This is a genomic window from Acetobacter pomorum (assembly GCF_002738225.1).
In the GTDB taxonomy this organism is placed as follows: Bacteria; Pseudomonadota; Alphaproteobacteria; order Acetobacterales; family Acetobacteraceae; genus Acetobacter; species Acetobacter pomorum.
Genome location: NZ_PEBQ01000093.1, coordinates 101,205 through 126,314 on the forward strand (window position 1 = coordinate 101,205; position 25,110 = coordinate 126,314).

The 25,110-nt window shown below is 59.5% G+C and carries 20 protein-coding genes; 8 read left to right on the forward strand and 12 right to left on the reverse strand.

Translation table 11 applies throughout. The features are described 5' to 3' along the window. Positions 1-56: 56 nt before the first annotated feature. From CSR02_RS06425 to CSR02_RS06445, 5 genes are all read right to left on the reverse strand, one after another. A complete protein-coding gene (locus tag CSR02_RS06425; RefSeq protein WP_042788691.1) occupies positions 57-1,112 on the reverse strand; it encodes a WD40 repeat domain-containing protein in 1,056 nt (351 codons plus the stop codon). Further along, positions 1,109-2,113 (reverse strand): CobW family GTP-binding protein, encoded by a 1,005-nt coding sequence (locus CSR02_RS06430; protein ID WP_099540975.1) that lies wholly within the window; start codon positions 2,111-2,113, stop codon positions 1,109-1,111. Before CSR02_RS06430 ends, CSR02_RS06425 begins: the two co-directional genes overlap by 4 nt. A gap of 87 nt (positions 2,114-2,200) precedes the next feature. Next, the gene (locus CSR02_RS06435) at positions 2,201-3,610 is read right to left on the reverse strand and encodes a chloride channel protein (protein ID WP_244176846.1); all 1,410 of its coding nucleotides are present in this window, start codon (positions 3,608-3,610) and stop codon (positions 2,201-2,203) included. Between the two features lie 123 nt (positions 3,611-3,733). Then, positions 3,734-4,699 carry a cation diffusion facilitator family transporter gene (locus tag CSR02_RS06440; protein WP_099540976.1) on the reverse strand — a complete coding sequence of 322 codons (966 nt, stop codon included), beginning with the start codon at positions 4,697-4,699 and terminating at the stop codon, positions 3,734-3,736. A 60-nt stretch (positions 4,700-4,759) separates the two neighbouring features. After that, positions 4,760-5,926, reverse strand: a complete 1,167-nt coding sequence (locus tag CSR02_RS06445) for a cation diffusion facilitator family transporter (protein ID WP_099540977.1) — start codon at positions 5,924-5,926, stop codon at positions 4,760-4,762. 218 nt (positions 5,927-6,144) lie between these two features. Here CSR02_RS06445 and CSR02_RS06450 point away from each other — a divergent pair, with 218 nt between their 5' ends. Continuing rightward, on the forward strand, positions 6,145-7,803 hold the full coding sequence (locus CSR02_RS06450) for an NAD(P)/FAD-dependent oxidoreductase (RefSeq protein ID WP_099540978.1): 1,659 nt from the start codon (positions 6,145-6,147) through the stop codon (positions 7,801-7,803). An 84-nt stretch (positions 7,804-7,887) separates the two neighbouring features. On the opposite strand, the gene CSR02_RS06455 is transcribed toward CSR02_RS06450, so the two are convergent. Next, positions 7,888-8,685 (reverse strand): alpha/beta fold hydrolase, encoded by a 798-nt coding sequence (locus CSR02_RS06455; RefSeq protein WP_099540979.1) that lies wholly within the window; start codon positions 8,683-8,685, stop codon positions 7,888-7,890. A gap of 261 nt (positions 8,686-8,946) precedes the next feature. Here CSR02_RS06455 and CSR02_RS06460 point away from each other — a divergent pair, with 261 nt between their 5' ends. Next, positions 8,947-9,762, forward strand: coding sequence for a universal stress protein (locus tag CSR02_RS06460; protein ID WP_042788685.1), 816 nt, complete (start codon positions 8,947-8,949; stop codon positions 9,760-9,762). A 60-nt stretch (positions 9,763-9,822) separates the two neighbouring features. Then, a complete protein-coding gene (locus CSR02_RS06465; protein ID WP_099540980.1) occupies positions 9,823-12,177 on the forward strand; it encodes a hypothetical protein in 2,355 nt (784 codons plus the stop codon). A gap of 15 nt (positions 12,178-12,192) precedes the next feature. Here the strand turns inward: CSR02_RS06465 and CSR02_RS06470 are convergent, their stop codons facing one another. From CSR02_RS06470 to CSR02_RS06480, 3 genes are all read right to left on the reverse strand, one after another. Further along, positions 12,193-14,154, reverse strand: coding sequence for an OPT family oligopeptide transporter (locus tag CSR02_RS06470; RefSeq protein ID WP_099540981.1), 1,962 nt, complete (start codon positions 14,152-14,154; stop codon positions 12,193-12,195). Positions 14,155-14,322: 168 nt separating this feature from the next. Further along, positions 14,323-16,191: an alginate export family protein gene (locus CSR02_RS06475; protein ID WP_099540982.1), complete on the reverse strand. Its 1,869-nt coding sequence runs from the start codon at positions 16,189-16,191 to the stop codon at positions 14,323-14,325. Positions 16,192-16,437: 246 nt separating this feature from the next. Next, positions 16,438-16,938 carry a hypothetical protein gene (locus tag CSR02_RS06480; protein WP_244176847.1) on the reverse strand — a complete coding sequence of 167 codons (501 nt, stop codon included), beginning with the start codon at positions 16,936-16,938 and terminating at the stop codon, positions 16,438-16,440. A gap of 232 nt (positions 16,939-17,170) precedes the next feature. Here CSR02_RS06480 and CSR02_RS06490 point away from each other — a divergent pair, with 232 nt between their 5' ends. Continuing rightward, positions 17,171-17,401 carry a DUF3126 family protein gene (locus CSR02_RS06490; protein WP_042788736.1) on the forward strand — a complete coding sequence of 77 codons (231 nt, stop codon included), beginning with the start codon at positions 17,171-17,173 and terminating at the stop codon, positions 17,399-17,401. 128 nt (positions 17,402-17,529) lie between these two features. Here the strand turns inward: CSR02_RS06490 and CSR02_RS06495 are convergent, their stop codons facing one another. Next, positions 17,530-18,135 (reverse strand): DUF2939 domain-containing protein, encoded by a 606-nt coding sequence (locus CSR02_RS06495; RefSeq protein WP_099540985.1) that lies wholly within the window; start codon positions 18,133-18,135, stop codon positions 17,530-17,532. A 193-nt stretch (positions 18,136-18,328) separates the two neighbouring features. Between CSR02_RS06495 and CSR02_RS06500 the strand changes: the two genes are divergently transcribed. The 4 genes from CSR02_RS06500 to CSR02_RS06515 all read left to right on the forward strand — a co-directional run bounded on the left by CSR02_RS06500 (position 18,329) and on the right by CSR02_RS06515 (position 23,263). Further along, positions 18,329-19,135 (forward strand): HesA/MoeB/ThiF family protein, encoded by an 807-nt coding sequence (locus tag CSR02_RS06500; protein WP_099540986.1) that lies wholly within the window; start codon positions 18,329-18,331, stop codon positions 19,133-19,135. 270 nt (positions 19,136-19,405) lie between these two features. Then, positions 19,406-20,404 carry an SH3 domain-containing protein gene (locus CSR02_RS06505; protein ID WP_099540987.1) on the forward strand — a complete coding sequence of 333 codons (999 nt, stop codon included), beginning with the start codon at positions 19,406-19,408 and terminating at the stop codon, positions 20,402-20,404. 32 nt (positions 20,405-20,436) lie between these two features. Continuing rightward, positions 20,437-21,897 carry a pyruvate kinase gene (gene pyk / locus CSR02_RS06510; protein ID WP_099540988.1) on the forward strand — a complete coding sequence of 487 codons (1,461 nt, stop codon included), beginning with the start codon at positions 20,437-20,439 and terminating at the stop codon, positions 21,895-21,897. A 151-nt stretch (positions 21,898-22,048) separates the two neighbouring features. After that, positions 22,049-23,263, forward strand: coding sequence for an SMP-30/gluconolactonase/LRE family protein (locus CSR02_RS06515; RefSeq protein ID WP_042788735.1), 1,215 nt, complete (start codon positions 22,049-22,051; stop codon positions 23,261-23,263). Between the two features lie 11 nt (positions 23,264-23,274). On the opposite strand, the gene CSR02_RS06520 is transcribed toward CSR02_RS06515, so the two are convergent. Together CSR02_RS06520 and CSR02_RS06525 are read right to left on the reverse strand one after the other, a co-directional pair. Then, positions 23,275-24,429, reverse strand: coding sequence for an MFS transporter (locus CSR02_RS06520; RefSeq protein WP_099540989.1), 1,155 nt, complete (start codon positions 24,427-24,429; stop codon positions 23,275-23,277). Positions 24,430-24,494: 65 nt separating this feature from the next. Then, a complete protein-coding gene (locus tag CSR02_RS06525; RefSeq protein WP_099540990.1) occupies positions 24,495-24,995 on the reverse strand; it encodes a hypothetical protein in 501 nt (166 codons plus the stop codon). Positions 24,996-25,110: the final 115 nt, after the last annotated feature.

A 25,110-nucleotide genomic window follows, 5' to 3' on the forward strand; every position in this document is an offset into this window, starting at 1 on the left:
CGTTTATTGTGTTCTACCGTGGTACGCGCAGTTTTGATGACCAGAGGCGGGTGTAATCAGGAAGCGGCCAGATCCACCACGCCAATTACACCTTCCTCTGTGCCAAAACCCAGCGTGCAGCCATCCGGGCTATAGGCCAGCGCCGTAATGGCCCCCGCCTTGCCCAGTGATACGGGCAGAACCCGCTGGGTGGAGGGTTCCATCATTACAACGGTCCCATCCGCAAAGCCAGCGGCTACAACCTCCTGTTCGGGGTGAAACGCTACGCGGGTGCACAGCGCACCGCCCGCGCCCGGCAGTTCCATTGGGGGTTTGCCCATGGGGCCGCCCCCAAAGAACGGCCACATCACAACAATATCAGCACCGCTGGTGGCCAGCCATTTGCCGTTTTTGGAAAAGGAGAGCGAGCGCACCTTGGTGGGGTAGCCGCTCATGCGCATGTTGTGGCCATCAGAAAGGCGCCAGCCGTGCAGGTCATTATCCTGCATGGCGGTTACTACGGCTTCTCCCGCCGGGTGCATGGCAATATCAAGGTGGCTGCCTTTCCATTCCAGTTGGCGGGGCTTGCCATCCTTGGATTGGGTGAACCACACGGAAACCCCGTTGTAGTGCGAAACCGCAATGCGCTTGCCTTTGGGGTCAAACACAATGCCGCCTACGGTGGTGGGGTGTTCCAGCGTGCGGGTTACGGTGCGGCCCGTGGCATCGCGCAGTTCCACATTTTTGCCCGCGGCGGCGGCAATAATGGCAGATTTGGCATCCACATAGGTGGCAATATGTTCCACCCAGCGGCGGCCCTTGCCCAGCTCCTCAATCTCGCCCGATGGGTCAAGCCGGCACAGGCGGCCATCATCACCGCCAGTTAAAAAGCAATCGGGCAGCGTATCGGCAGAAAGGGAAAGGGCGGGGCCATCATGCACGGCATAGGTGTGCCATGCCTCTGGCGTAAGCTGGTCTTCACGGTGCACTACCACCACATCACCTTCACCAGTGGTAAAGGCAAAGCGGCTGTTATCGCGCGTGGCGGCACAGGCGGTAATTTCACCTTCCACCTGCCGGTGTGCACCGCGTTTTTCAATAAGGCCGCGCAGGCTCTGTGTCTCGGTGCTCATGCGGCAATGCAGCTTTCAAGCCCGCGGCGCAGCTGGGGCCGGTTGAGGTTGCGACCAATAAACACAAGGCGGCTTTCGCGCGGTTCATCTTTCTTCCACGGGCCGATGTTGTCTCCATCCGCCATCATGTGCACGGCCTGAAAGGCAAAGCGGTCGGGCTGGCCTGCAAAGTCCAGAATGCCCTTGGTGCGCAGGATGTCACCACCCTTTTCCTGCAACAAGGCGCTAATCCATGCCTGAAAGCGCCCGGCATCCAGCGGTTCTTTAACGGTAAGGGAGACACTGGTGATGTCTCCTTCATGATGGTGTTCGGGCGTGTGTTCCAGAAAATCCGGGGTGTTTTCCAAAACGCGTTCCAGATCAAACCCGCCACGGTCCATCACGTCTGTCAGCTTCACGTTGCCTTTTTTGGCGGGGTAGATGGGCGCTACGGCGTTGATCTTGCGGATGGCATCTTCCACTGTTTTCAGCTCGGCGGCATCCACAAGGTCTGTCTTGTTCAGGATAATCACATCCGCAAAGGCCACCTGCTCACGCGCTTCGGGGCTGTCCTTCAGGGTGGCCAGAAAATTGCTGGCATCCACCACCGTTACCACGGCATCCAGCTTGGTTTTGGCGCGCACATCTTCATCGGCAAAAAAGGTCTGGGCCACGGGGGCGGGGTCTGCCAGACCGGTGGTTTCTACAATAATGCCATCAAACTTGCCGCGCCGCTTCATCAGCCCGTTCAAAATACGGATCAGGTCTCCGCGCACGGTGCAGCAGATGCAGCCATTGTTCATTTCGAACACTTCTTCATCGGCATCCACAACCAGATCGTTATCCACGCCCAGTTCGCCAAACTCGTTAATCACCACGGCGTATTTGCGGCCATGCTCGGCGGTAAGAATGTGGTTGAGCAGCGTGGTTTTGCCCGCGCCCAAAAAGCCGGTCAGCACGGTTACAGGTATGCGGGTATCGGGCGCGGCAGCACTTGCAGGCGCTGAAGATGCGTCGGACATCGGGTAATAACCTTTCCAGTACAAACAACTGTTGCAACATATAGGGTGCAACAGTGCCATAGGCCAGAACCTAAGCCAAACGGCGCATCAGCCCTGCTTTGAGGAGGAAGAGCGCCCACGTGCGGCGTGGCGTGCGGTATCTGTGGCCGTTACCACGGATGCACTGTTCTGCTTGGGGGCAGTGGTGCGCACAAAACGCACGGCCAGCGCGCCATACAAGGCATGGCTGCACAGAGTGCGTGAAACCCCAAAGGCCAAAAAGGCGCTGGCCAGCAAGGCAAGGGTGATCTGCTGGTTATCGCACATTTCCATCACAATCACCGTGGCGGTGAGGGGAGACTGCGTAACGGCGGCAAAATAGGCCACGGTGCCCAGCAGCACCACGGCCCCCGGTGCGGTATGGGGCAAAAACTGCGCCACCCAGCCGCCCATGCCTGCCCCAACGGAAAGCGAGGGCGCAAACAGCCCGCCGGGAATGCCCGAACAGTAGGACACAATGGTGGCCAGCAGTTTGAGCACAAAAAACGAGGCCGGATACTGGTCTGACCCCATAATGATGTCGCGCGCCTGCACATAGCCTGTGCCGTATGTCATGCCGCCGGAAATCAGCCCGATAAAGGCCAGCACCAGCCCGCACAGGGCGGCAAACGCCACTGGGTGGCGTGTAATAAACGCGCCAAAAGCACCTGGAATACCGCGCGACATACGCACCAAAAGGGCAGAAAACCCACCCCCGCACAGCCCGCCCATAATGCCGCAGGCCAGCACGGCCAGCCAGCTTGTGCCCACCGGCACGGAGGAATAGGTGTGCCCGAAATACGTATAGTTGCCCACAAGGGCAATGGCCGTAACGCCGGAGATGACCACGCAGGTCAGCATGGTGCCGCTGGTGCGTTGTTCGAAGGAATGGGCCAGTTCCTCAATGCCAAACACAATGCCCGCCAGCGGGGTGTTAAAGGCGGCGGCCACACCTGCGGCCCCACCAGCCTTGATAAGCGCACGTTGGCGGGTAAGGTCTGTAATGCCCATGTAATGCCCCACCGTATGCATAATGGAGGCTCCCACCTGCACGGTTGGCCCCTCGCGCCCAATGGAGGCGCCAGAAAGCAGGCCAAGGCAGGTGAGCAATATTTTGGCAAAGGCAATGCGTAGCGAGAGCACTTTATCCACAATGGCAATGTTGTTGAGGTGCATGCACGCAATAGCTTGCGGAATACCGCTGCCTTGCGCCCCCCTAAACCATGTGCGCGTCAGCCACGTGGAAAGTGCCAGCCCGCCGGGGGTGACCAGCAGCATCAGCAGCGGGCTTATTTTCAAAATGTGGTCACGCACATGGGCGGCGGCATCGGCCAGTGTGGCAAAACCCACGGCCACCACACCCACCATAATGGCGCCAGACCAGTAAATAAATTTTCTGCGCCAGTTTACGGTGCCCGCTTTGGCATGTTCTCGCAAATGACGAAGGGATTCAGTCGTGGGGAACACGCTGGCGGGCATGGGACGCATCCATAAAAGCATAAGGGCAGGAAAAAAGGATGCAACCGAGTGTAGCATTTCATGCACAACATGAAAGAGGCGATGTTCTTTATTGCCGAATATTTATGGCGCGGGTCGCTTTTATTATGCGCTGACGCTGTTATGGGGTGGTGTATCTGGTGTGGGGCAGGCTTCTGCCGGGCCTTTCCAGAATACAATGCCCTCACGCTTGGCGTGCGTGTCTGGCTCAACATGAATATGCACCAGCGTGCTGCCCATGCTGGCGCGCAGGGCGGCCTCTATGCGGTCACAGATATCATGGGCGGTGTTGACGCTCATGGTGCCGGGCACAACCAGATGGAACTCCAAAAACGTCACCGCCCCCACAATGCGGGTGCGGATATCGTGCGCCTCAATCGCCCCTTTGCCGTTGGCGGCAATAATGGCGCGAATTTCATCCATTGTTTCAGGTTCGGGGGCTTCATCCATCAGCCCGGCTACAGACTCGCGCATCACTTCCCAGCCCACGCGCAGCACGTTTATGGCCAAAAGCCCCGCCAGAATGGCATCCAGCCGCACCCAGCCGGTGAGCGGAATAAGGGTCACACCCACCACAAGGGCAACGCCTGTCCATACATCGGAAAGCACATGCTGCCCGCCTGCCACCAGTGCGGGGGAGCGGCGCTTTTGCCCCACCCGCAGCATAATCAGCCCCCATGCCAGATTCACCACGGTGGCAAGCGCGTTCAGCCCCAGCCCCAGCCACGGGGCCTTGGGTGGGTTGGGGTGCAGCCAGCCATGCACGGCTTCATCCCCAATGACAAAGGCTGTCACCACCACCAGCGCGCCTTCTGCCACGGCAGAAAGATATTCCGCCTTGTGGTGGCCATAGGGGTGGTTGGTATCTGCGGGCATTTCAGCCACGCTGAGCGCCCAAAGCCCTCCGGCGGCGGCTACCACGTTAATAATAGTTTCTAGCGCATCGGCATACAGGGCAATGCTGCCGCTGGTGGCATAGGCGGCGTATTTGAGCCCCAGTGCAACAAAGCTGACACCAAGGCTGACAACAGCAATGCCACGATTGCTGGAGGGAAGGGGAAGTTCTGGCACGTAAAAAACAACTCTGGCTGGCGTGGCGGCGTAAACTGCGCGGGGGCGTGGGTTGGCGTGTCAGACAGTATGCGGGTCTGTTAAGGCGCAGGATGGGGCGTAGTCTGCGGCTTCTATCTGCAAGGTGGGGTGCACAATGCCAAACCGTTCACGCAGGGCGGCGGCGGCTTTTTCCAGTAGCGCGGTATCATTGTCTGTTGCCGGAGCGGAGGTGCGCACCAAATGCACCGTCAGCGCGGTTTCCGTGGTGCTGATGGGCCAGATATGCAGGTCATGCAAATCCGCTACACCGGGCAACGTGCGCAAAAAGCCTTCCACGGCCCCGGCATCTACCGTGCGCGGCACGGCATCCAGCGCCATATCCAGAGAATCGCGCAGCAAAGACCACGTGCTGGCCACTACCACAACGGAAATGGCAAGGCTTATGGCAGGGTCTATCCAGTTCAGGCCTGTCAGCAACACCAGCCCGCCCGCTATCACCACGGCAAGGGAGGTAACGGCATCTGCCATAAGGTGCATGAAGGCCGCGCGAATGTTGAGGTCTCCCTTCTGCCCGGAGGCAAAAAGCAGGGCGGTGGCGCCGTTCACCACAATGCCAAGGGCGGCCACAACCATCATGGTTTTGCCAGCCACGGGGGCGGGGTCAAACAACCGGGTGATGGCTTCCCACGCCACGCCGCCTGTTACCAGCATAAGCACCAGCGCATTGGCCAGCGCCGCCAGAATGGAAGACCGGCGCAACCCATACGTAAACCGCAAAGAGGGTGAGCGTTGGGAAAGATGCTGTGCCATCCATGCCGCGGCCAGCGCCAGCACATCGGAAAGATTGTGCCCCGCATCGGCCAGCAGTGCGAGCGAGTGTGAGAAAAAGCCCCACAGCGCCTCTGCCACCAGATAAAGGCTGTTGGCTGCAATACCTATGGCAAACGCCTTACCGAAGGAGGCCGGAGTATGCACATGGGCGTGCCCAAAACCGTGGCTGTGCCCGCAGCTTCCGCCTGCTGCATGGTCATGCCCGGTATGGTCATCATGCGCATCATGGTGATGATCGTGCTTTTCTGTGCCGCACGCATGCGTGTGGGCGTGGGCATCTGCTGCGTGATCATGCCCTGCGGTGCAGGTGTCTGCATGGCTGTGCCCGTCTGTCTGGCCCGGCGTGTGGTGCGCATGACCACAGGCGGAACCCGCAGGCTGGGAAGAGGGCGTAGAATCGTGCGGCGCAGGCATGGGAAGGCGTTTTCCTGAACGAAAAGGGCGATAGAAACACAGGCTGGCACACGGCAAGGGTACCAATCTGGTCTGTCTTATCTATGTCTGCGGAGGATGGCAGGGAAGGGCAACATCTTTTTTGTGACCCACCAAGCCAATATTGCGCCACACGGCGGAGCGGCCTAGGGAAAGAACAGATTTTTTTCACGGCTGCTTGAAAGGTAAGGGCACAGCGCATGCTCCGACTGACCGAATTACGGCTTCCGCTCGACCATTCGCCACAGGCACTGGCACAGGCCATTTGTGAGCGGCTGAACATCAGCCCAGATGCGCTAGAGCATTACAGCGTGTTCAAACGCGGGCACGATGCCCGCAAGCGCGTGGCCATCAAGCTGGTATATGCCGTGGATTGCACCGTGAAGGACGAGGCCGCCGTGCTGGCGCGTTATCGCGCGGCCCACCCCAAGGATAACCACGTGCAGCCTTCCCCCAACATGGAGTGGGTGCCCCCCATTACCAATGGGGCGGAACTGGCGGCAAAGCCCGGATACAAGCGCCCCATTATTATAGGTGCCGGGCCGTGCGGGTTTATGGCTGCCCTTGTGCTGGCCCGCATGGGCCTGCGCCCGCTGCTGCTGGAACGCGGCAAGGTAGTGCGTGAACGCACGGTGGATACGTTTGCCCTGTGGCGCCGCTCTGAACTGACGCCAGAAAGCAACGTGCAGTTTGGTGAGGGCGGGGCCGGTACTTTTTCTGACGGCAAGCTGTACAGCCAGGTAAAGGACCCGCGCTTTTTGGGCCGCAAGGTGCTGGAGGAGTTTGTAAAGGCGGGCGCGCCGGAGGATATTCTGTATCTGGCCCACCCACATATTGGCACGTTCCGCCTTGTTTCCATGGTGGAGCATATTCGGCGTGAGGTAGAGGAAGCGGGTGGGGAATACCGTTTTCAAACCCGTGTGGATGGGCTGGTGCTCAACCCGCAAACCCGCGCGGTGGAAGGTGTGCGCACGGCTGATGGGGAGGTTATAGACTCCGACCACGTTATTCTGGCCGTGGGCCACAGTGCGCGTGATACGTTTGCCATGTTGCAGGCCGAAGATGTGGCCATGCAGGCCAAGCCGTTTTCCATTGGGGTGCGCATAGAGCACCCGCAATCTGTTATAGACGTGGCGCAGTTTGGCTCCAGCGCGGGTAACGAACTGCTGGGAGCAGCGGAATATCGGCTGGTGCACCATGCCAGCAACGGGCGAGGCGTGTATTCCTTTTGCATGTGCCCCGGCGGCACCGTGGTGGCGGCAACCTCGGAAGAAGGGCAGGTGGTCACCAACGGCATGAGCCAGTATTCCCGCGCCGAACGTAACGCCAATTCCGGCATTGTGGTGGAACTGCGCCCCGGTGAGGATTACCCCGATGACCCGCTGGCAGGCATGGCTTTCCAGCGCAAGTGGGAGCGCAAGGCGTTTGAGGCCGGTGGCGGAGATTACCGTGCCCCCGCCCAGCGTGTGGGAGATTTTCTGGCAGGCCGCCCCTCCACCACGTTGGGGGATGTGGTGCCCTCTTACAAACCGGGCGTTACACCAACAGATCTTTCAACATGCTTGCCGGATTTTGTGGTGGAGGCCCTGCGTGAGGCCCTGCCAAAGTTTGACCGCAAGATCCGGGGTTTTGCCATGGAAGATGCGGTGATGACGGGGGTTGAAACCCGTACGTCCTCGCCCCTGCGTATTCCGCGTAATGAGGCCGGACAATCCATCAACACGCCGGGCCTGTATCCGGCGGGTGAAGGGGCCGGATATGCGGGCGGCATTCTTTCTGCCTCCATGGATGGCATTCGCATTGCCGAGACCGTGGCGCTCAATCTGGCAGGCAAGCCGGCCATTCTGCCACCACGCTAAAAACCGGCGGGGCACAGGCGTATAAAAAGATGCGCCTGTTGCCCTTAGGTTGCCCTGCCTGTTCCTTGTGAGCTTTTGTGCCCTTCAGGCCGGGGAGGCGTTTTCTGTCTGGGTGGCAAAGTTTTCCACCAGTTCCATAAACCGGCGGGGGGCATCTGCATGCACCCAATGGCCTGCGCCCTTTACGGTTTCCAGCCGATAATGCGGAAACAGATGGCGCATCTGCGGATAATTGGTAGGCTGGATGTAGGGGGATTCCTCCCCCCGGATAAACAGGGTGGGGCCGCTATACTGTGCGCTGGCAGGCAGGGTGGGCCAGCCCATCATGGCGGGCAGACCTTGCAGAATATCGTGCATGCCAATGGCCCAGCCGGGGTTATCTCCCAGCCTGATGTTCTGCACCATCAACTGCCGCACGGCATCGTTGGGAATAAGCGGGCGCAGCAGTTCATCTGCGCTGCGCAAATCCAGATGTGGGGGAAAAGCCAGCTTGTCCAGTCCGGGGGGCAGATCCATGCGTGTAAAGCCGCCTTGGCCGGGGGCAATATCCACCACCAGCAGGCTCTGCACGGCCTCTGGAGTGATGAGTGAGAGCATCATGGCGGTTTTGCCCCCCATGGAATGGCCCAGCACCAAAGCTTTTTCCACCCCATAATGGTGCATGGTTTCCAGCACATCCTGCGCCATGGCGGGGTAGCTCATGGGGCCGTGGGGGCTGTTGCCGTGGTTGCGCAAATCCATTGCCAGCGTTTTGCGGGTGGTGGCCAGTTTGCGTTGCACAAAGCCCAAATTGCGCGCGCGGCCAAACAGCCCGTGCAGCAGCACAACCGGTGGCAGGGTAGAGGGGGCATCGGGGCCGCGTTCAATCACGTTCAGCAACACGGGGCCGTATCCTTTTCTGCGTTTTTAACATGTTGGGCATGGCAAGGTACTTTTGCCGGTTGTGCCGCGCTTTGCCCCGAAAGGCGAGAGGGGAGGGCATGTTTTTTCTTCACCTTCCAGAGAGAGGGTAGGCGTGGCACAGTTGGGGGGATGGGCAATCTTTCAGCCGGCAGGCACGTTTGGTTCCGATGCTTTCTGGCGCTGGCCCACCATGAGTGCGCGTGGTGACACGCCACAGATAAAAACGGGAGAGCGCAGGCAATGCAGAGATGTCTTGTTATTCTCAGCCAGCAGGATCAGGCAGAGGTGCTGCTGAACATGGCCGCACAGTTTCTGGCGCGTGTAAACGGCAACCGTATGGATGTGCTGGCCGCGCGGGAGCCACCCACACAGGTGTTGGGCAACATGGGCCTGACAGATGAAAGTGCCGCTGTGCTGCGTGCAAACCAGCGCGAATGGGCCGATAACCTGCACACCATCTTCCATCGCTGGCTGGCGGAGGAATATGGCTCTGGCGCAGAACGGCTGAGCAAGGTGGAAGTAAACTGGCTGGACCCCGAAATTACGGTGGACAGAATTATCAGCGGCTATGGCAAGGATGCCGATCTGCTGATTATGAACTTTCCCGATAGCCGGGACAGTGACCAGAAAAAACTGGCCACCCGTTCGGCCATTTTTCAGACAGGCCGCCCCGTTCTGTTTGTGCCACCTTTTTGGGACCGCCCAAGCGGAGACCATATTCTGCTGGCATGGAAGGATACAGATGGCTGCCGCAAGGCGTTTGCCTCCGCACGGGTTTTGCTGGCGCAGGCCAAGCAGGTAGATGTGTTGCAAACACCGGATTCCCCCATGCCCATGGATATACTGCCCGGCATTACGCCCAAACGGCTGGAACTGACCCCGCGCGGAGATGCCAATACGGATGCACAGGCCATTCTGGATGCCGTAGATGCCCAAAGGGCCGATTTGCTGGTAATGGGCGGGTATCAGCACAGCATGTTGTATAACCGGCTTATGGGTAGTGCGACGGATTACATTCTGGCCCACCCGGATGTGCCCGTGTTTTTGCAACATTAACGCATATGCAAGGGGGCGTATTGTGTAGGAATACGGCCTCCCCTTTGCTAAGGCGGGCATATGCCCGCTTTTTTCTTTTCTCTCCGCCATCGGTTTTTTTCACAATGGCCTGTGTGGCACATGGCTGTGCTGGTGCTGCTGCCTGTGCTGGTGCATCTGCCAGAACTGCTGGGCCCGGCCCTGTGGGGTGGTGCAACGTCAGACCCCATTTCCGTGCTTTCGGCAGGTACGCAAACGCGGCGCAACTGGCTGGAAGGTGGTATTCTGCCCGGCCTGCCGGGGTGGATAGATGGCTGCGCGGGTGTGATTGTGCAGGCGCTGGGGCACTTGGCCGCGGCAGATTGGCGGCATGGCATTTTGCCGTGGTGGAACCCGTATAGCGGCGTGGGCATGCCGCTTGCGGGGGAGTATCAGCCCGGCGCGTTCTTTCTGCCTTTTGTGCTGCTTTTAGGGCTGCCCGGTGGGCTGCTGTTTCTTAAAATTGCGCTGCAAATTCTGGCAGGTTTTTGCATGTACGCCCTGTTGCGTAAACTGGGGATGGATGCGCGCGTGGTGTTGGCGGGGGCTGTGCTGTGGGCATTTAATGGCACGTTTGCATGGGCATCGGATGGGCCAAGTCAGCCGCTGGCTTTTCTGCCATTAGCCCTGCTGGGGGTGGAGGCATTGCGCAGCACGGCACGTGGCTGGGCTGGCGTGCGCAACTGGAGCCTTCTGGCCCTCGGTTTGGGGGGCATGGTGCTTTCCAGCTTTCCCGAAACCGCGTTTTTGCAAGGCACGCTGGTATTGTGCTGGGCGCTTTTGCGGCTGGCGCAGCAACCTGCGGGGGCACGCGTACCTTTCGCCGGGGCGATTGCGGTTGGGGGCAGCACGGCGCTGCTTCTGGCCGCCCCGCAGCTTGTGGCATTTGCCACCTATCTGCCCCATGCGTGGGTGGGAGACCACGCAGCGGGCATTACCATCACCCAGCCCATAACGTGTTGGGCTATGGCGCTGTTTCCCTACATCAATGGCCCCATCTTTTATGGCCCGGCCTCTCGGTACGAGGCATGGTGGAGTGTGGGCGGATACTGGGGCACCGTGCTGCCGTTTCTGGCTGTTCTGGGCCTGTGGGGGCGAAGGGAGCGGGCCGCACGCATGCTGCTGGCAGCCTATTTTGTGGCGTGTGTGGGCAAGCAGGCCAACCTGCCCGGCATAGCCCCGCTGATGGATATGGTGCCCGGTATAGCGCTCACGTTTTTTCATCGCTTTTGCTACCCGATGGAGGAAATGGCGCTTCTTCTTCTGGCCGCCTTCGGGCTGGATGATGTGTGCCGCAATGCCGCTATTCGGTCAGGCGCGGAGGGTGCAAAACAACGCACCAGAAACTGGTTGGTAACAGCATGGCCTGCGCTGTGCGCCGGAGGTGTGCTGCTGTTGGCCACTTATGCCGTGTGGCGCTGGAACGCCCCCGCACGGGCAGATTTATGGGGCTTTGCGCAGGGGCCTGTTTCTTCCCGCTTTTATGCGTTTGGTTCCGTGCTGGCTGGTGGTGCGTTGGTGGCGCTGTGCCTTGCCGCGTTACTGTTGCCCATTTTTGCGCGGTGGCGTGTGGCTATTGTGGCAAGTGCCATGGTGGCAGAAGTGCTTTTTCTGTTTTGCGTGCCGTTGCTCTCCACCCGCAGCGTGCTGCCGGTAGATGCCACGCTGATAAACACCATGAAGGCCCAGATCGGGCTGAACAGATTTGTTTCCCTCGGCGGGTTGGCCCCTAATTATGGCGCATATTTTGGGCTGGCCTCCATTAACCATAACGGCGTGCCCATGCCCGCAGCGTGGATTACCCGCTTGCAGCAGGATTTTGGCGCCAACCTTAACCCCGTGACGTTTGATGGCATTACGCCCAACACCCCAAATGGGCACTTCTTTTTGCAGGATGTGCTGGGCCAAAGGCCGGAGGTGCTGGAACGCCTGGGCGTAGCACTGGCTGTGGTGCCGCACGGCATGGCCTTGCCGGGGCAGCAGGAGGCCCCCGCTGAAAAACGCCTGCAACTTCTTTACACAAGTGCTGCGAATGATCTGTACCGCCTGCCGCATCCCGCCCCATATTTTGAGGCTGCCGAGAACTGCGAGATCCAGCCACTTTCGCGCACGGAACTGCGCACAAACTGCCGCACGCCTGCCACGCTCATCCGGCGTGAACTCATGCTGCCCGGCTGGCATGTGCGCATAAACAGGCAGGAAGCTGCCCTTGGGTATGAAGAAAACCTGTTCCAGCGTGTAACTTTGCCAAATGGGCCTGCGAATATTCGCTTTTCCTTCACTCCACCCGGCATGGCGTGGGGTTGGGCAGGGCTGATGTTTGGGCTGGCCTTGCTGGGGCTGGGTTTCCGGCGTGGGCGGAATGCGGAAAAATCTTGTGCGATACTGGCAAAATAGGCTGCGTTAACGCTCCTATGTTGCGGCTTGCAGAGTTTTGCGGGCAAACCACCAGCAGGCCGCCACAAAAGCCACAACGCCCAACACAGGCGGCAGGCTTTGAGGCACAAAATGTGCGAGTGAGAGCACATCATCCTGCCCCAGCGCGCCAGAAAGCACGGCCAGCGCCACGCCTGTCAGGCTTTCGCCCACAATAAAGCCGGAGGCCAGCATGGTGCCAATGGCGGCGTTGGCAGCAGGTGCACCCTGTGCGGCTTGTGCCCGGCGGGTTTTGATATGGTGCTTGAGCCCCCAGCCCAGAATGGCTCCAAAAGCCAGTGTAATACTGACAGAGGCAGGCAGATACAGCCCCACCGCCACACCCAAAGGCGGCAACGCCATATGGCGCCGGCGCAAAAGCTGGTCCACCCCCACCAGAACAGCCCCCAACACCATGCCGATTGAAAGCATGCTCCAGTCTAGCGAATGCGTGAAAATGCCATTGGCAATCATGGCTATCAGCGCGGGTTGTGGGGCAGACAGCGCATGTGTGGGGTCCATGCCCGGGCGGGGCATGGTGCCCGCAAAACCATAGGCCTGATAAAGCAGGTTCAGCACGGGCGGAATAACCGCAGCGCCCACCACACAACCTACAATCAGCGCCACTTCCTGCTTCCACGGTGAGGCCCCAACAAGCTGCCCGGTTTTAAGATCCTGCAAGTTGTCGTTGGAAATGGCCACTGTGGCGGTAATGGTCGAAAGCACTAAAATGGTGAAGGCTGTGGCCAGTTTCTGCCCGTCTGCCATCATGCTAGCGGGGGCAAGGCTCAAGGCTTCCAGCGCCAGTATCATCAGGGCGGAAAGCACAGCCCCAATAATGATAATGCCCGATATGGGGGAGGAGGATGAGCCTACAATGCCCGCCATATAGCCGCAGGCTGCCGCCATAATAAAACCGAACACAATGCAGAACAGCACAGCAGCAGCCACAACAGGCCAGAACCCCACGGCAACAGGGGCCAGAAAATACGCAAACAGCCCGGCCAGCATGGCGGCGGAAAGCAGCAGCAACAGCCCCATGCTGCGGCCAGACATATCGCGCTCGGCATCGGGTACCAGTGTTTGGCCACGGCCTGCAAACATGGCGCGCAGGCCACGCAGCACAGGGGGCATAAGCTCCACCAATGTCCAGAGTGATGCCACGGCAATAGCCCCTGCGCCAATAAAGCGCACCTTGTGCAGCCACACATCATGCGCAAAGGCGGCAGGGGCCAGATGTTGCGGGTTGGGCAAATGGGCCGTAAGCCACGGCACACCCATCCCCCATGCCAAAATACAGCCTAGCAACATGGCCAGCCCGCCTGCCAGCCCTACCAGATACCCCGCGCCCACAAGGGCGAGGGAAAGCCCGCCGGAAAACTGAAACACCGCTGCCCCGGCCGAGGCCGTAAGGGTGAGTGTATCTGCCAAAAGCCGCAGCCCAGCACTGGCGAATGAGAAAAGCGTGGCAATAACGCCGCCGCCAATAAGGGCGCGCAGCCCTTGGCTATGGCCTTTTTCTGCCCCGGCGCGCAAAATTTCTGCCGCAGCCACACCTTCCGGGTAAGGCAGACTGCTTTCCGTTACCAGCGCACGCCGCAGCGGGATGGTAAACAGCACGCCCAATATGCCCCCGGCGAGGGAAAGCCCTGCCGTTTGCCAGAACGGAAAGTTCTGCCAGTAGCCCGCCATCACCAGCCCCGGAAAAGTGGCAAACACGCAAGACAGCGTGCCCGCTGCCGAGGCCTGGCTTTGCACCATGTTGTTTTCCAAAATGGAGCCACCACCCAGCATCCGCAGCACCGCCATAGAGATAACCGCTGCGGGAATGGAAGATGCAAATGTCAGCCCGATACGCAGCCCCAGATATACGTTAGAGGCGGTAAACACGATGGTGATAAGCGCGCCCAGCACAAGCCCGCGCAGGGTAAGTTCTCGGCGGGTGGGGGCTGGCGTCATGCGGGGCCTCTGGCTGCTTGGTCTGGCAGGGTGGCCCGAGGGTGCATGTGCAGGACATGCGTGGCGCGTGGGGCTGCCCCGTCTGGTTTGTATATGCAGCCAAGCATTACGATGGACGGGGCAGTTTGTCTGTACCGCTGTGGCCCAATGGGCACAGGGGCGGGGTTTTTAAAACGTGAGTTCCAGGTTGCTTTGCACGAACGCGCCAGAGGATGCGCCCGCGTTGATCATGGTTTTGGAGGCAAAAATGTATTCGCCATCAATGCTCAGCGTAATGTGGCGCGTGGCTCGCCACGTAAAGCTGGCCTGCGGCATGGTGGCCGTATAGGCGCCGTGTGGGCGCAGATTATAAAAGGCCGTGCCGCTGGCATAAATGGCATCCTGCGTGCTGTTGCGCCACACCACGGGCACCTTCATTAACAGGGTGGTGTTGGGGGTGGGGGAAACCGTAGCAATGGGCCCCACATCAATCAGGTTGGATTGCCCCAGATAGGTGCTGATATCCAGATAGTAGGCGCTGGGCACATAGGGTGAAAGAAAGCTGCCCCAGCTGCTGCGCTGGCTTTTGTTCATATTGCCGCCAGACACATCATCCACCTGAATACCCACAGCCGGGTGCCCCGCCCATTTGGCAAAGCGCCATGAGAGCGTGGCGTTGATGGAATAGGCGGAAACAGGCCGTGTAGGGCCATTTTTGGCTGCGCGGAATTCTCCACCCTGCCACATGCCGCCAACAGAAAATTCAAGTGGCCCAGCGTTGCCCCATACGCGCATGCCCGGTGTATCACGATGAGTGGAACCGGCAATGCTGCCGCCCGCTGCCGTAGGCAGGGAACTGCTGGCCAGAATGATGCCGTAGTAAAAACTATCTACAAACACCTGGCTGCTTTTGCCCAGAAACGAAAATTTGGGCAGCGCGTAGGATGTATAGGCCCCAAACAGGCGAGACCTCCACCCCACGGTATCATGAAAAGCAATGGGTGGGCTGTTATCTGTAAGTGTCAGGTAAAAACCATCTACACGGAAGTTTTTCCAGAAGGCATAGCCACGCAGGCCGTTCCATGAGTAGGGCAGGGAGGGATACACGCTGCCTGCCGTAAAATAGGGGGGCGCATCCAAAAAGGTCATGCGCCCGGCCATGCCGCCTACAGTGGCGCCCAGCACCTTGCCGCGCACTTCTATAAATGCCTGCTGGGCATCCAGCTTGCTGCGCCACCGGCCCCCGGCATAACCATAATAGTTTACACCCGCAGCCTGCCCGCTCATCAGCTCCCCATACAGACGTACATGTTCGCCCAGATGTAGGTCTGCGCCCAGATTCCAGCGGAAGTTGTTGCGGTAGGCGGGGTCTTTTTTGATGGTGCCAAAGCCTGCGCGCTGGTCATAAAAATTGTGCTGGCGGAAGTTACCGCTGAAGGACAGATACATGTCACCTTCCTGATTGAAGGGAATGTATTTAAGGGCATCCATGTCATCTATATGGTTGCGCTTGTCCCTCAGGCTGGACCAATCCTCCGCCCAGCGTGAAACAGCATAGTAGCCCACGGTGCCAAACCCTGCGGCGGCCCCGGTATTGGCGTTAAACACGCCCCACGGCCCCTGATGCAACAAGGCAGTGGGCAAGGGGGAAAGCTCCAGCGCCTGCGGCTGGCCATAAGCTTCCGGTCGGCTGGTGAGCGGGGGCAGCAGGCGCGTGTTATCCCAAAATCCGGGTTTGGGGGGCGGGGTAGCGGAAGTGGTGACTTCTGCCGGGCCCTCCCTTGCAGGCACAACGGCGGAGGGGCGTGTTGTGCGAGCAGGCGCGGGTGTGTGCGGGTAATGCAGGTGCGGCGCATTGGGCGCTGTTTCCGCAGCAAAGGCTGCGGGCGCCAGCCACAGCGCAACCCCTGCAGCAGAGGCCGCCACCAGCATGGCGCGCTGGCCCCAGATGGGCCAGTAAACATCCATAAAGGCAGACTGGGTGGAAGGAAAAAGGGCCGGACAGTAAACGGCGGCAATGGCCTGTCCGGGACGGGAAATTCCGGGGTATGCGGTCATGGGCCGAGATTCGCTTCTTGTTATTTTTTTTGGGAGATATTCTAATAATGAATATCTAATATTTGTATGTTAGCAGCTTAGGCGTTCAGTGAATACCTAAATTGCGTTATACGCATTCCTCGCCTATGGCGCATTTTGTGCTGAAATAGCGCGTAAAAACCGGCTGAAACTGGCAGTATTTCTTGTGTTTTTGTGCCAGTCTCAGGGTTTCATAAAAACTGATTTATAAAATAAACAAAAAAGTGTTCAGCCGCTTAGCCTGTTCAGGCATCGCTGCACCCGCTCAGACAAATGCACATCATGCACATGCGCCACAGCCTGCCGGGCTTGTTGGCGCCATGTGCGGCTCATACCCGCAGGTGAGCATACGGCCTGTACATCGGCCTGCATGGGGCCGCCCTGCTTGGTGGCAGCCAACACAATGGCCGGGTGTGCAGGCAGGGCGGATTGCATGGTTTTGTAAAGCGTGTGCGTTGTGTGAGAATCTGCGGCAGGCAACAGGGCGGGCACAAGCCGCGCGGCAGCGGGCTGGCCAGAGGCCACGGCGTGCTGCACATCTCCCCATCCCTTGTGGCGTGAGAGCGTTTGTGCGGTTTGCGCAGCGCCATCATGTTCCACCATGGTGAGAATATGGGCAGCACGTTCTGGCTGGTGTGGGTGCAGGGGTGCATGTTGCAGGGCAAACAGGCACATGCCCACCGGCACGCAGGCAGAAAGCATCGGCACAAGAGCACGCAAAAAACGCAAAGGCAGATCCTCCTCTAACCTGTTGGTACCATGCCGTGCAAAAAGTGGCGGCGGCAGGGCAATGCTGCGGAAAGGTTGCGGCAGCGTGGGTGGTTGTCCTATAGCGGGGCCACAGATCGGAAAGGCGACCGCGCCAGTGCCCGGTCGCTCTACCGGTTTTGGGCGGAGTGGCCCCAGCCTGCGCGGTTTGTCTTATTTTGGCGCACAGTTTTGCCCGCAGGAAAAAATTGACATGAGTGGTTCCATATCTCCTTCAGAAATCTCCCGGCTTCAGACAGCCCTGCGCAGGCTGCTGGGTTCCGAAAAACTGACCATCAACCCCGCGCCGCGTGCAGGCATGTCTGTTGAGCTGGCCTCTGATGGTGAAGTGATCGGCACCATTCATCGTGATGATGAAGATGGCGATGTGTCTTACGCCGTAAACATTGTGGTGCTGGAAGAAGACCTGCCCGCCGCCAAATAACACTGGCGCACGGGTTTTTAAGGCCGCGTTACACGCAGGCGGGTGCTATGGCGCTGCCTGCGGGTGGGTGGCCTTTTTTACACCGGGCCACCCACCAGGGTGTGTTTAATGTGCAGGCGGGGCAGGGTTCAGGCGTTGGATGGCGCCGCAGATGCCTGGAGCACAGGAGCCCGCGCGGTAGGGAATTGCACGTTGGTAATTTTCCACTTCCACCCTTGTATGCGCATTTCAATGCGTAGGGGCGTTTCACGCTCATGCCCTGGTAGGGGCACCTCCGCCACAAACTGGTCCAGCCGTGCAAACCGTACGGAAGCATGGGCTGCCAGAGAGGCAAAGGAAATATTGGGCTGGCTGACAGGCACCGCTGCCGGAATGGCCTGATCTACCAGCATGCCCAGATTGCTTTGGGTAACCGTTGTATCCACCGCATTGGAAACAGCCGTGGCGGCAAAGGATTCTCCAAATTCGGGCAGATCATCCGATGCAGGCACAAGGTGCAGGCCGTTTAGTGTCTGCTGCTTGATGGAGGCATCCAGCGCGCTCCAGTTAATTACCTGCCCAAGGGCATCCATATCATGCGTGCGCAGGGCGGACCCCACGTGCCACAACGTGACAAAAGGTGATGCCAGATACACACCCAATGCGGCTGAGGCAACACATATCCCCCGCGCGGTCTGGCGCGGGGTCAGACTGGCTGACCGGGCGGACTGCCCGGACTGTGGGAGGGATATCATGATTGCATTCCTCTCATGCTGAAATTGCAGATTAGTATAACAGAAGCATACCTCTGATGCACACTAACATGTCATGTTTTTCCTGTTATTACAAAAACGTGATTTTTGCAGAAACAGGAAGCATGTTGGCTGTTTAACGCCGTTTTGACCGATCGGTTCACTGGCTTTTTTACTTTTTTCAGGACGCTTCACCATGATTTCGCAGTTTTCGGAAGACGAAATTCAGCGCTATTCCCGCCACATTCTTCTGCCCGAGGTTGGCGGAACCGGGCAGATGGCGCTGAAAGGGGCTTCCGTGCTGATTATTGGCGCAGGGGGCTTGGGTTCCCCCACCGCGCTGTATCTGGCAGCGGCCGGAGTGGGGCGCATCGGGCTGGTGGATGATGATGTGGTGGAGCTTTCCAACCTGCAACGCCAGATCCTGCACGCCACGGCAGATGTGGGCCGCGCAAAGGTGGACTCGGCCCGCGCTGCGCTGGAAGCTCTCAACCCCGGTATTGTGGTGGAAACACATCTCCAGCGGCTCAATGCTGCATCGGCAGAAGGGCTGATAAGCCAGTATGATCTGGTGTGCGACGGGTGCGATAATTTTGCCACCCGCTACGTGGTAAACGCCGCTTGTGTAAAAACCCGCAAGGTGCTGGTTTCTGCCGCTGTGCAGCGGTTTGAAGGCCAGCTTTCCACCTTTTCCCCTTGGCGTGGTGGCCCGTGTTACCATTGCCTCTACCCGCAAACCGATGGTGAAGCCTCTGGCCTGAGCTGTGGAGAGGCCGGAGTATTTGGGGCCGTAACGGGTGTAATGGGCACCTTACAGGCCACCGAGGCCCTGAAGGAGCTTTTGAACATAGGGGAAAGCATGGCCGGGCGTTTGTTGATGTGGGATGCCCTGCGCACGCGCTTTACTACCATTATGCTGGAGGCAGACCCAAACTGCCCCGTATGCCACGGCATGGGGGCCACGCCTGCAGCGCCTCAGCAGGCTGCTCCTTCCGCCGGGTAACGCGGCCATTGTGCCCGACTCCTGCTGCGTCAGTATGTGCCGCAGCGGAACGAGAGAGATAAAAAACACATTCTGCCGGTAGCAATGGGCTGGTGCAGCCATATTGTGCAAAAGGCGCGGGTGCAGCCCATATCTGGCGGGAACAAAGCGTTTGGCCTAGATTTACCGCAGCTTTGGCAGGCAGGAAGGCACAAGCCCTTCTGCCACCGCGCATGGGGTCCGGCGTGATGCCTCTTGCCCCGGCGCGTCTCTCTTGGCAGGGATGCAGGCATGATGTTCACACGCTCTTCCATTTTCCGGATTCACCTGCTTGCCTGCGTGGCTGGCTGTGCCGTGGCTTTTGCCGGTGTTCCTGCGGTTTCTGCCCATGCGGCAGAACAGAAAAAAACCACGGCGCACAGCCACCATACCCATCATGCCGAAGGCAAGCATGAGGGCACATCTGCCAAGGCCGGAAAAAAGGCTTCCGCCAAGTCAGAAAGTGCCAAGTCAGAAAGCTCTGAGCACGCCAAAAAAGGCAGACATCATAAAAAGCACCATAGTGCAGAGGCCACGCATGCGGCAGCACCCAAGCATCACCCGGCCGCCACGGCTGCCGCAGGGGCCGCAGCGGGTGCAGGTGCCGTAGCTGCAGGCGCCGCTGCGGCAGATGCCGCAAACCCGGCCACACCGCCCGCAGATGCCGCGCCAGAACCGCCAAAGGGCACCGTAACGGGCCTGCCGCTCCCACGTTATGCCGCCCTGCGAGCAGATGAAGTGAACATGCGGGCCGGGCCGGGGCAGCGTTTCCCCATTATCTGGGTGTATCATCGCCGTGGCATGCCGGTGCGGATCGAGCGTGAGTTTGATGTATGGCGCCTGGTGGAAGACCCCACAGGCCAGAAAGGCTGGATGCAGCAGGCTACACTTGCAGGCGGGCGGGATTTTCTGGTGCCGGGTGAACCCCCGGGGGATGATGCCCCCATACCGCCCAAGCTGGACAAGAATGGCGAGAAAATTCCCGCATCCGGCCATATGGATACGCGCGTTGTAGAAACAGTGCCCACGCTGGATGATGCCAAAAACATTGCAGGCGCGGTTATGCTGCGCGCAAGTGCCAGTGATGATGCCCCGGTTGTGGCGGTGCTAAAGCCCGGTGCTGTAGGCTCCGTTAAGGAATGTGCGGCCGGGTCTGCTTGGTGCAGGGTTTCCGTTAAACAGTATAATGGCTGGGTGCCGCGCAAGGCGATCTGGGGTGTGGATGCGGATGAGGCCATAAACCCCTCCTGAACAACCTCGGTGAACGAGAAGGAGACGTAGAGATGGCAGACCCCACACAGCAGAGTGCCGGCGCACAGCAGGCGCAAACCTGCCGCACCAAAATTGTGGCCACACTCGGCCCGGCCTCATCAGATTACGCCACCATCCGCGATCTGGCTCTGGCCGGGGCGGATGTGTTCCGCTTCAACTTCTCCCACGGCACGCATGAAGATCACGCCGCCCGCCACGCCATTGTGCGGCAGGTGGAGGCGGAACTGGGCACCCCCATCGGTATTCTGGCCGACATGCAGGGCCCAAAGCTGCGCGTGGGTCGCTTTGCCGCTGGTAGTGTTATCTTGCAGCCGGGTGCCACCTTTCGGTTTGATCTGTCTGACGTGCCGGGGGATGAGCACCGCGTAAACCTGCCGCACCCGGAAATTATCAGCGCCGTGCGCCCCGGCAGCCGCCTGCTGATGGATGATGGCAAACTGGCTGTGATTGTGGAAAAGGTGGGGCCGGACTGGCTGGAAACGCGGGTGGATATTGGTGGCCCGCTTTCCGACCATAAAGGCGTGAACGTGCCGGATGTGGCGCTGCCTATACCCGCTTTGACGGAAAAAGACCGCAAGGATCTGGCCTTTGCGCTGGATATGGGGGTGGATTACGTGGCCCTCTCCTTTGTGCAGCGGGCCGAGGATGTGGCACAGGCCCGTGCATTGGTGGGGGAACGCGCCGCCGTGCTGGCCAAGCTGGAAAAACCGCAGGCGGTTGAAAATCTGGACGCCATTCTGGAACTGTCTGATGCGGTTATGGTGGCACGTGGGGATTTGGGTGTTGAACTGCCGCCCGAAAGCGTGCCGCTGGTGCAAAAGCGCATTATCCGCGCTGCCCGCAGGCTGGGCAAACCCGTTGTGGTGGCCACCCAGATGCTGGAAAGCATGATTTCCGCCCCAACTCCCACACGGGCCGAGGCATCGGATGTGGCAACAGCCGTGTTTGATGGTGCAGATGCCGTAATGCTTTCTGCCGAATCCGCCGCTGGCAAATACCCGCGTGAAGCTGTGCGGATTATGAACCGCATTTTGTGGCGGGTGGAAGAAGATGCCGGTTGGCAGGCCCATATGGCCGCAGCCCGTCTGGCCCCGGAAGATTACGTGGCCGATGCCATTGCCAGTGCTGCCCAGCAGGTGGCGGCTACGCTCAAGGCTCCGGCCATCGTGGCCTATACGCACCGTGGCCCCACAGCGCTGCGCATTGCGCGTGAGCGGCCAACATGCCCCATTCTGGGCATTACCCCCACACATACATCTGCCCGGCGCATGGCGCTGGTATGGGGTGTGCGGGCCTTTGTTAGCGCGCCCCACAAACCCACAACCACAGCGGAAGATGTGGTGGAGGTTGCGCTGGATGTGGTGGCCCGTGCAGGCATAGGCGCGCAAGGCGATTCTGTAGTGATAGCCGCTGGCGTGCCCTTTGGCGTAAGTGGGTCTACCAACCTTTTGCGTGTTGCCCATATTGATTGAGCCAGCATGGGGCAAAAGGTTTGCAAAGCCTTTACCCCGGCATGCAGGCATTGCCACAGCCAAGGGGTGACAGTGCGCGAACAAGGCAGTATGCACCCGCACAATACGGCAAAAATTGCCCGATAACTGTCTGGTAAACGCAGGAGGCATGATGGCACCCCCACGCAGCAGGCTGGCAAGACGTGCAATGCTGAAAGGCATAACTGCGCTTTCTGCAACCGTGGCGGCCCCCGTGCTGGCCCGTGGGGCGGATGAGGTTGCACCCGATACCGTGCGCCCGCCTGATGTCACCACCAATCCGCCGCGCCAGTGGGGTGCAAACGCGCCTCCCGCCTATACGCCAGACCCGGATGTGCTGGTGATTGACCGCTCCTTTCGGGACTTGCTGTACGGTAACGCGGCCCTGCACCGGGTGTGGGATAAAGGCACATGGCTGGAAGGGCCTGCGTGGTCCTCCCAAGGGCGGTATCTGCTGTTCAGTGATGTGGTGACAAGCCAGCAATATCGCTATTTGTGGGAGACGGGAGAGGTTACGGTTTTTCGCCCGGAATCCTACCATGCCAATGGCAACACGTTTGATTATCAGGGCCGCCAGATTACGTGCGAGCACTTTTTGCGCCGTGTGATCAGGTGGGAGCACGATGGCTCCGCCCATGTGGTGGCAGACAAGTTTGAAGGCCACCCGCTGAATTCCCCCAACGATGTGATTGCCCACCCCGATGGCAGCATCTGGTTTACCGACCCGGGATATGGAGACAACGTGGCCGAAGGCCATGCAGACATGCCCGGAGGTGAGGCCAACCCGGATGGCCATATCCGCTGGAAAATAGGGGAGGAGCTGATAGGCTCCATTGGCGGCACACGGCGGCAGGCGGACCATACCTTTCGGGTAGATGCGGCCGGGCATATTGATGTAGTGCTCACGCAGGCGCAGTTGCCCAACCCTAATGGGCTGTGTTTTTCGCCCGATTTTTCACGGCTTTACGTTATTTCCTCCGGCAAGCAGCCGGGCGGGCACGGGCATGATGGAGATCAGGCCGTGCATGTGTTTGATCTGCACAAGGAAGAACTGCCGCTTTCCAACCCGCGCCTGTTCACTAACATGCGGTTTGAAGGCGTGCAGATGGGGCCAGATGGCATGAAGGCCGATGTGCACGGCAATATCTGGTGCGGTGTAAGCGGGCCGGTGGGGCTGTGCGGGGTGTTTGTGTTTAACCCCGAAGGGCATCTTATTGGCCGCATTCGTCTGCCGCAGAGCGTTTCTAACCTCACATTTGGCGGCCCCAAGCGCGATTGGCTGTTTATGTGCGCGGGGGATTCGCTCTACCGCTTGCAGGTGAACACGCAAGGTGCTGCTCCGGCCTGAGAAAACAGCGGTCAGGCGCTTTTCTTCAGCAGCAGGGGCAGTAAGCCAAACAGCGCGCAGGTGATGGCGGCAAACCATGCCAGACCATCCGGCGTTGCCGCCATGGAACTGGCAGCCAGCGCAGGCCCTGCAAATGCGCCCGCACCCCACGCAAGGGAGCTAAGGGTGTAAATAGCTATCAGGTCTCCGCCTTTATAGCGGTCTCCCACAACAGACATCGCTACAGTGTAAATACTGGCAAACACGCCATCCCACACAAACAGCAGCGCGTGGGCCACGCCGGGGTGATGAATGGCCACGGGCCACAATAACGCGCCCATACTTGCCAGCCCGGCCAATGAGACCAGAAGCCAGCGGCGGCTTGTGCGGTCTCCTATCCAGCCAATGGGAATCTGAAACGCCATGGCCCCCAGCAGCATGATGCTCAGCAGCAGCGTGGCTCCATGTTCTGACCACCCGAAATGCATGGCGTAGAGCGCCAGAAAAGAGGTGGCAGCCGAATCCAGCATGGCAATCAGCAATGTGGCGGCAATGGCTATGGGGGCCAAGGGCAGGTAGCGCAGCAGGCTGGGGCGTTGTGGCGGTGTAAGCTGCGGGTGTGGCAACCACGGCGCAGCCACCAGACCGGTAGCCACCAACAGGCCAATACTGGCGCAGGCAAAGGGCAAGGCGCTGGTGCGGCCTGTAAGCGTTAGCAAGGCGGGGCCTGCGGCAATGCCAATAGAAAGCAGCGTGCTGTAAAGCCCCATTACGCGGCCTCTGGCATTATCGGGCGTTATCTGGTTCAGCCAGCTTTCAGAAAGCACCAGAATAATCTCGCACGCGGCCCCCAGTACGGCGCGCAGGCCAAACCATACCCAGATGGATGGCAATAGTGGAAAAAAGGCCAGCGTGGCCGCCCCTGTCAGCAAAGCCAACGTAACGGCCCGTTTGGGCCCCAAAGCCATGCTGATGCGTGGCATAAACGGCGCAATGGCCAGCGAGCCCACAGCGTGCATCATGGTATTGGCGGCAATCATGCCGGTGCCAAACCCCAGATCCACCATTTCCAGCGTAAACAGGGGCGCACCCAGCCCCATAACCAGCCCGAACATAAGCCCCACAACAGTAAGGGAAAGGGTAGGGGCGGCGGTGACAACAGGGCGCGCGGAAGGGTGAGGCAGCATGGCTGGCTTGTAGCGGGTTGCGTGGGCCGGAGCCAGCCTTCATGCCGCTTTGGGGGAGTGCGTATTTAAAACAGTTTATTGATAAGCGTGTTGCCAATGCCAAACCCCGCGCCAGAGGCCAGAGAATGGGCAAAGCCGGAATTGATCACGTCATCCAGCACATTCTCGACTTCCGGCTTGACGGAACTGAGGGCAGAGGGCTGCGGCGGGGCCACATTCTGCTGCACCTGCGTGGCAAGGGCCGTGTGCAAAGCCTGAAGCAGGTTGATGACCTGAGATTGCTCATCCCGCAGGGAAAGGGCCAGTTCCTTTAGGTCCAGCAGCCATTCACGCGCCTGCATATCTCCACCATCGGCGGCGGTCTGCATTTTGTTGCACAATGTTTGTAGGGCGGTGGCAGATTGCTGGGCCTGTGCCTGAAACTGGTTGTAGGTTTGATCTATGGCCTGAATATCCATGCTGAAAACCCTTTCAATATAATGTGTTCCAAGGCCCCAAGCACACCACCGCAGGGTGGCAAATGCAAGCCATGCGGCCCCTGTGCGGCTATCTGCGGTGGCAGCCATGATACGTATTGGTGAGGATTTTGCGTGCATTCCGGCGCGCGGGCGGCTATCTGTCTGCCCAAGCAAACATCAGCAAAGCCATTCTCCGCCCTTTCATGGCAGAAAGCGGTGGCGT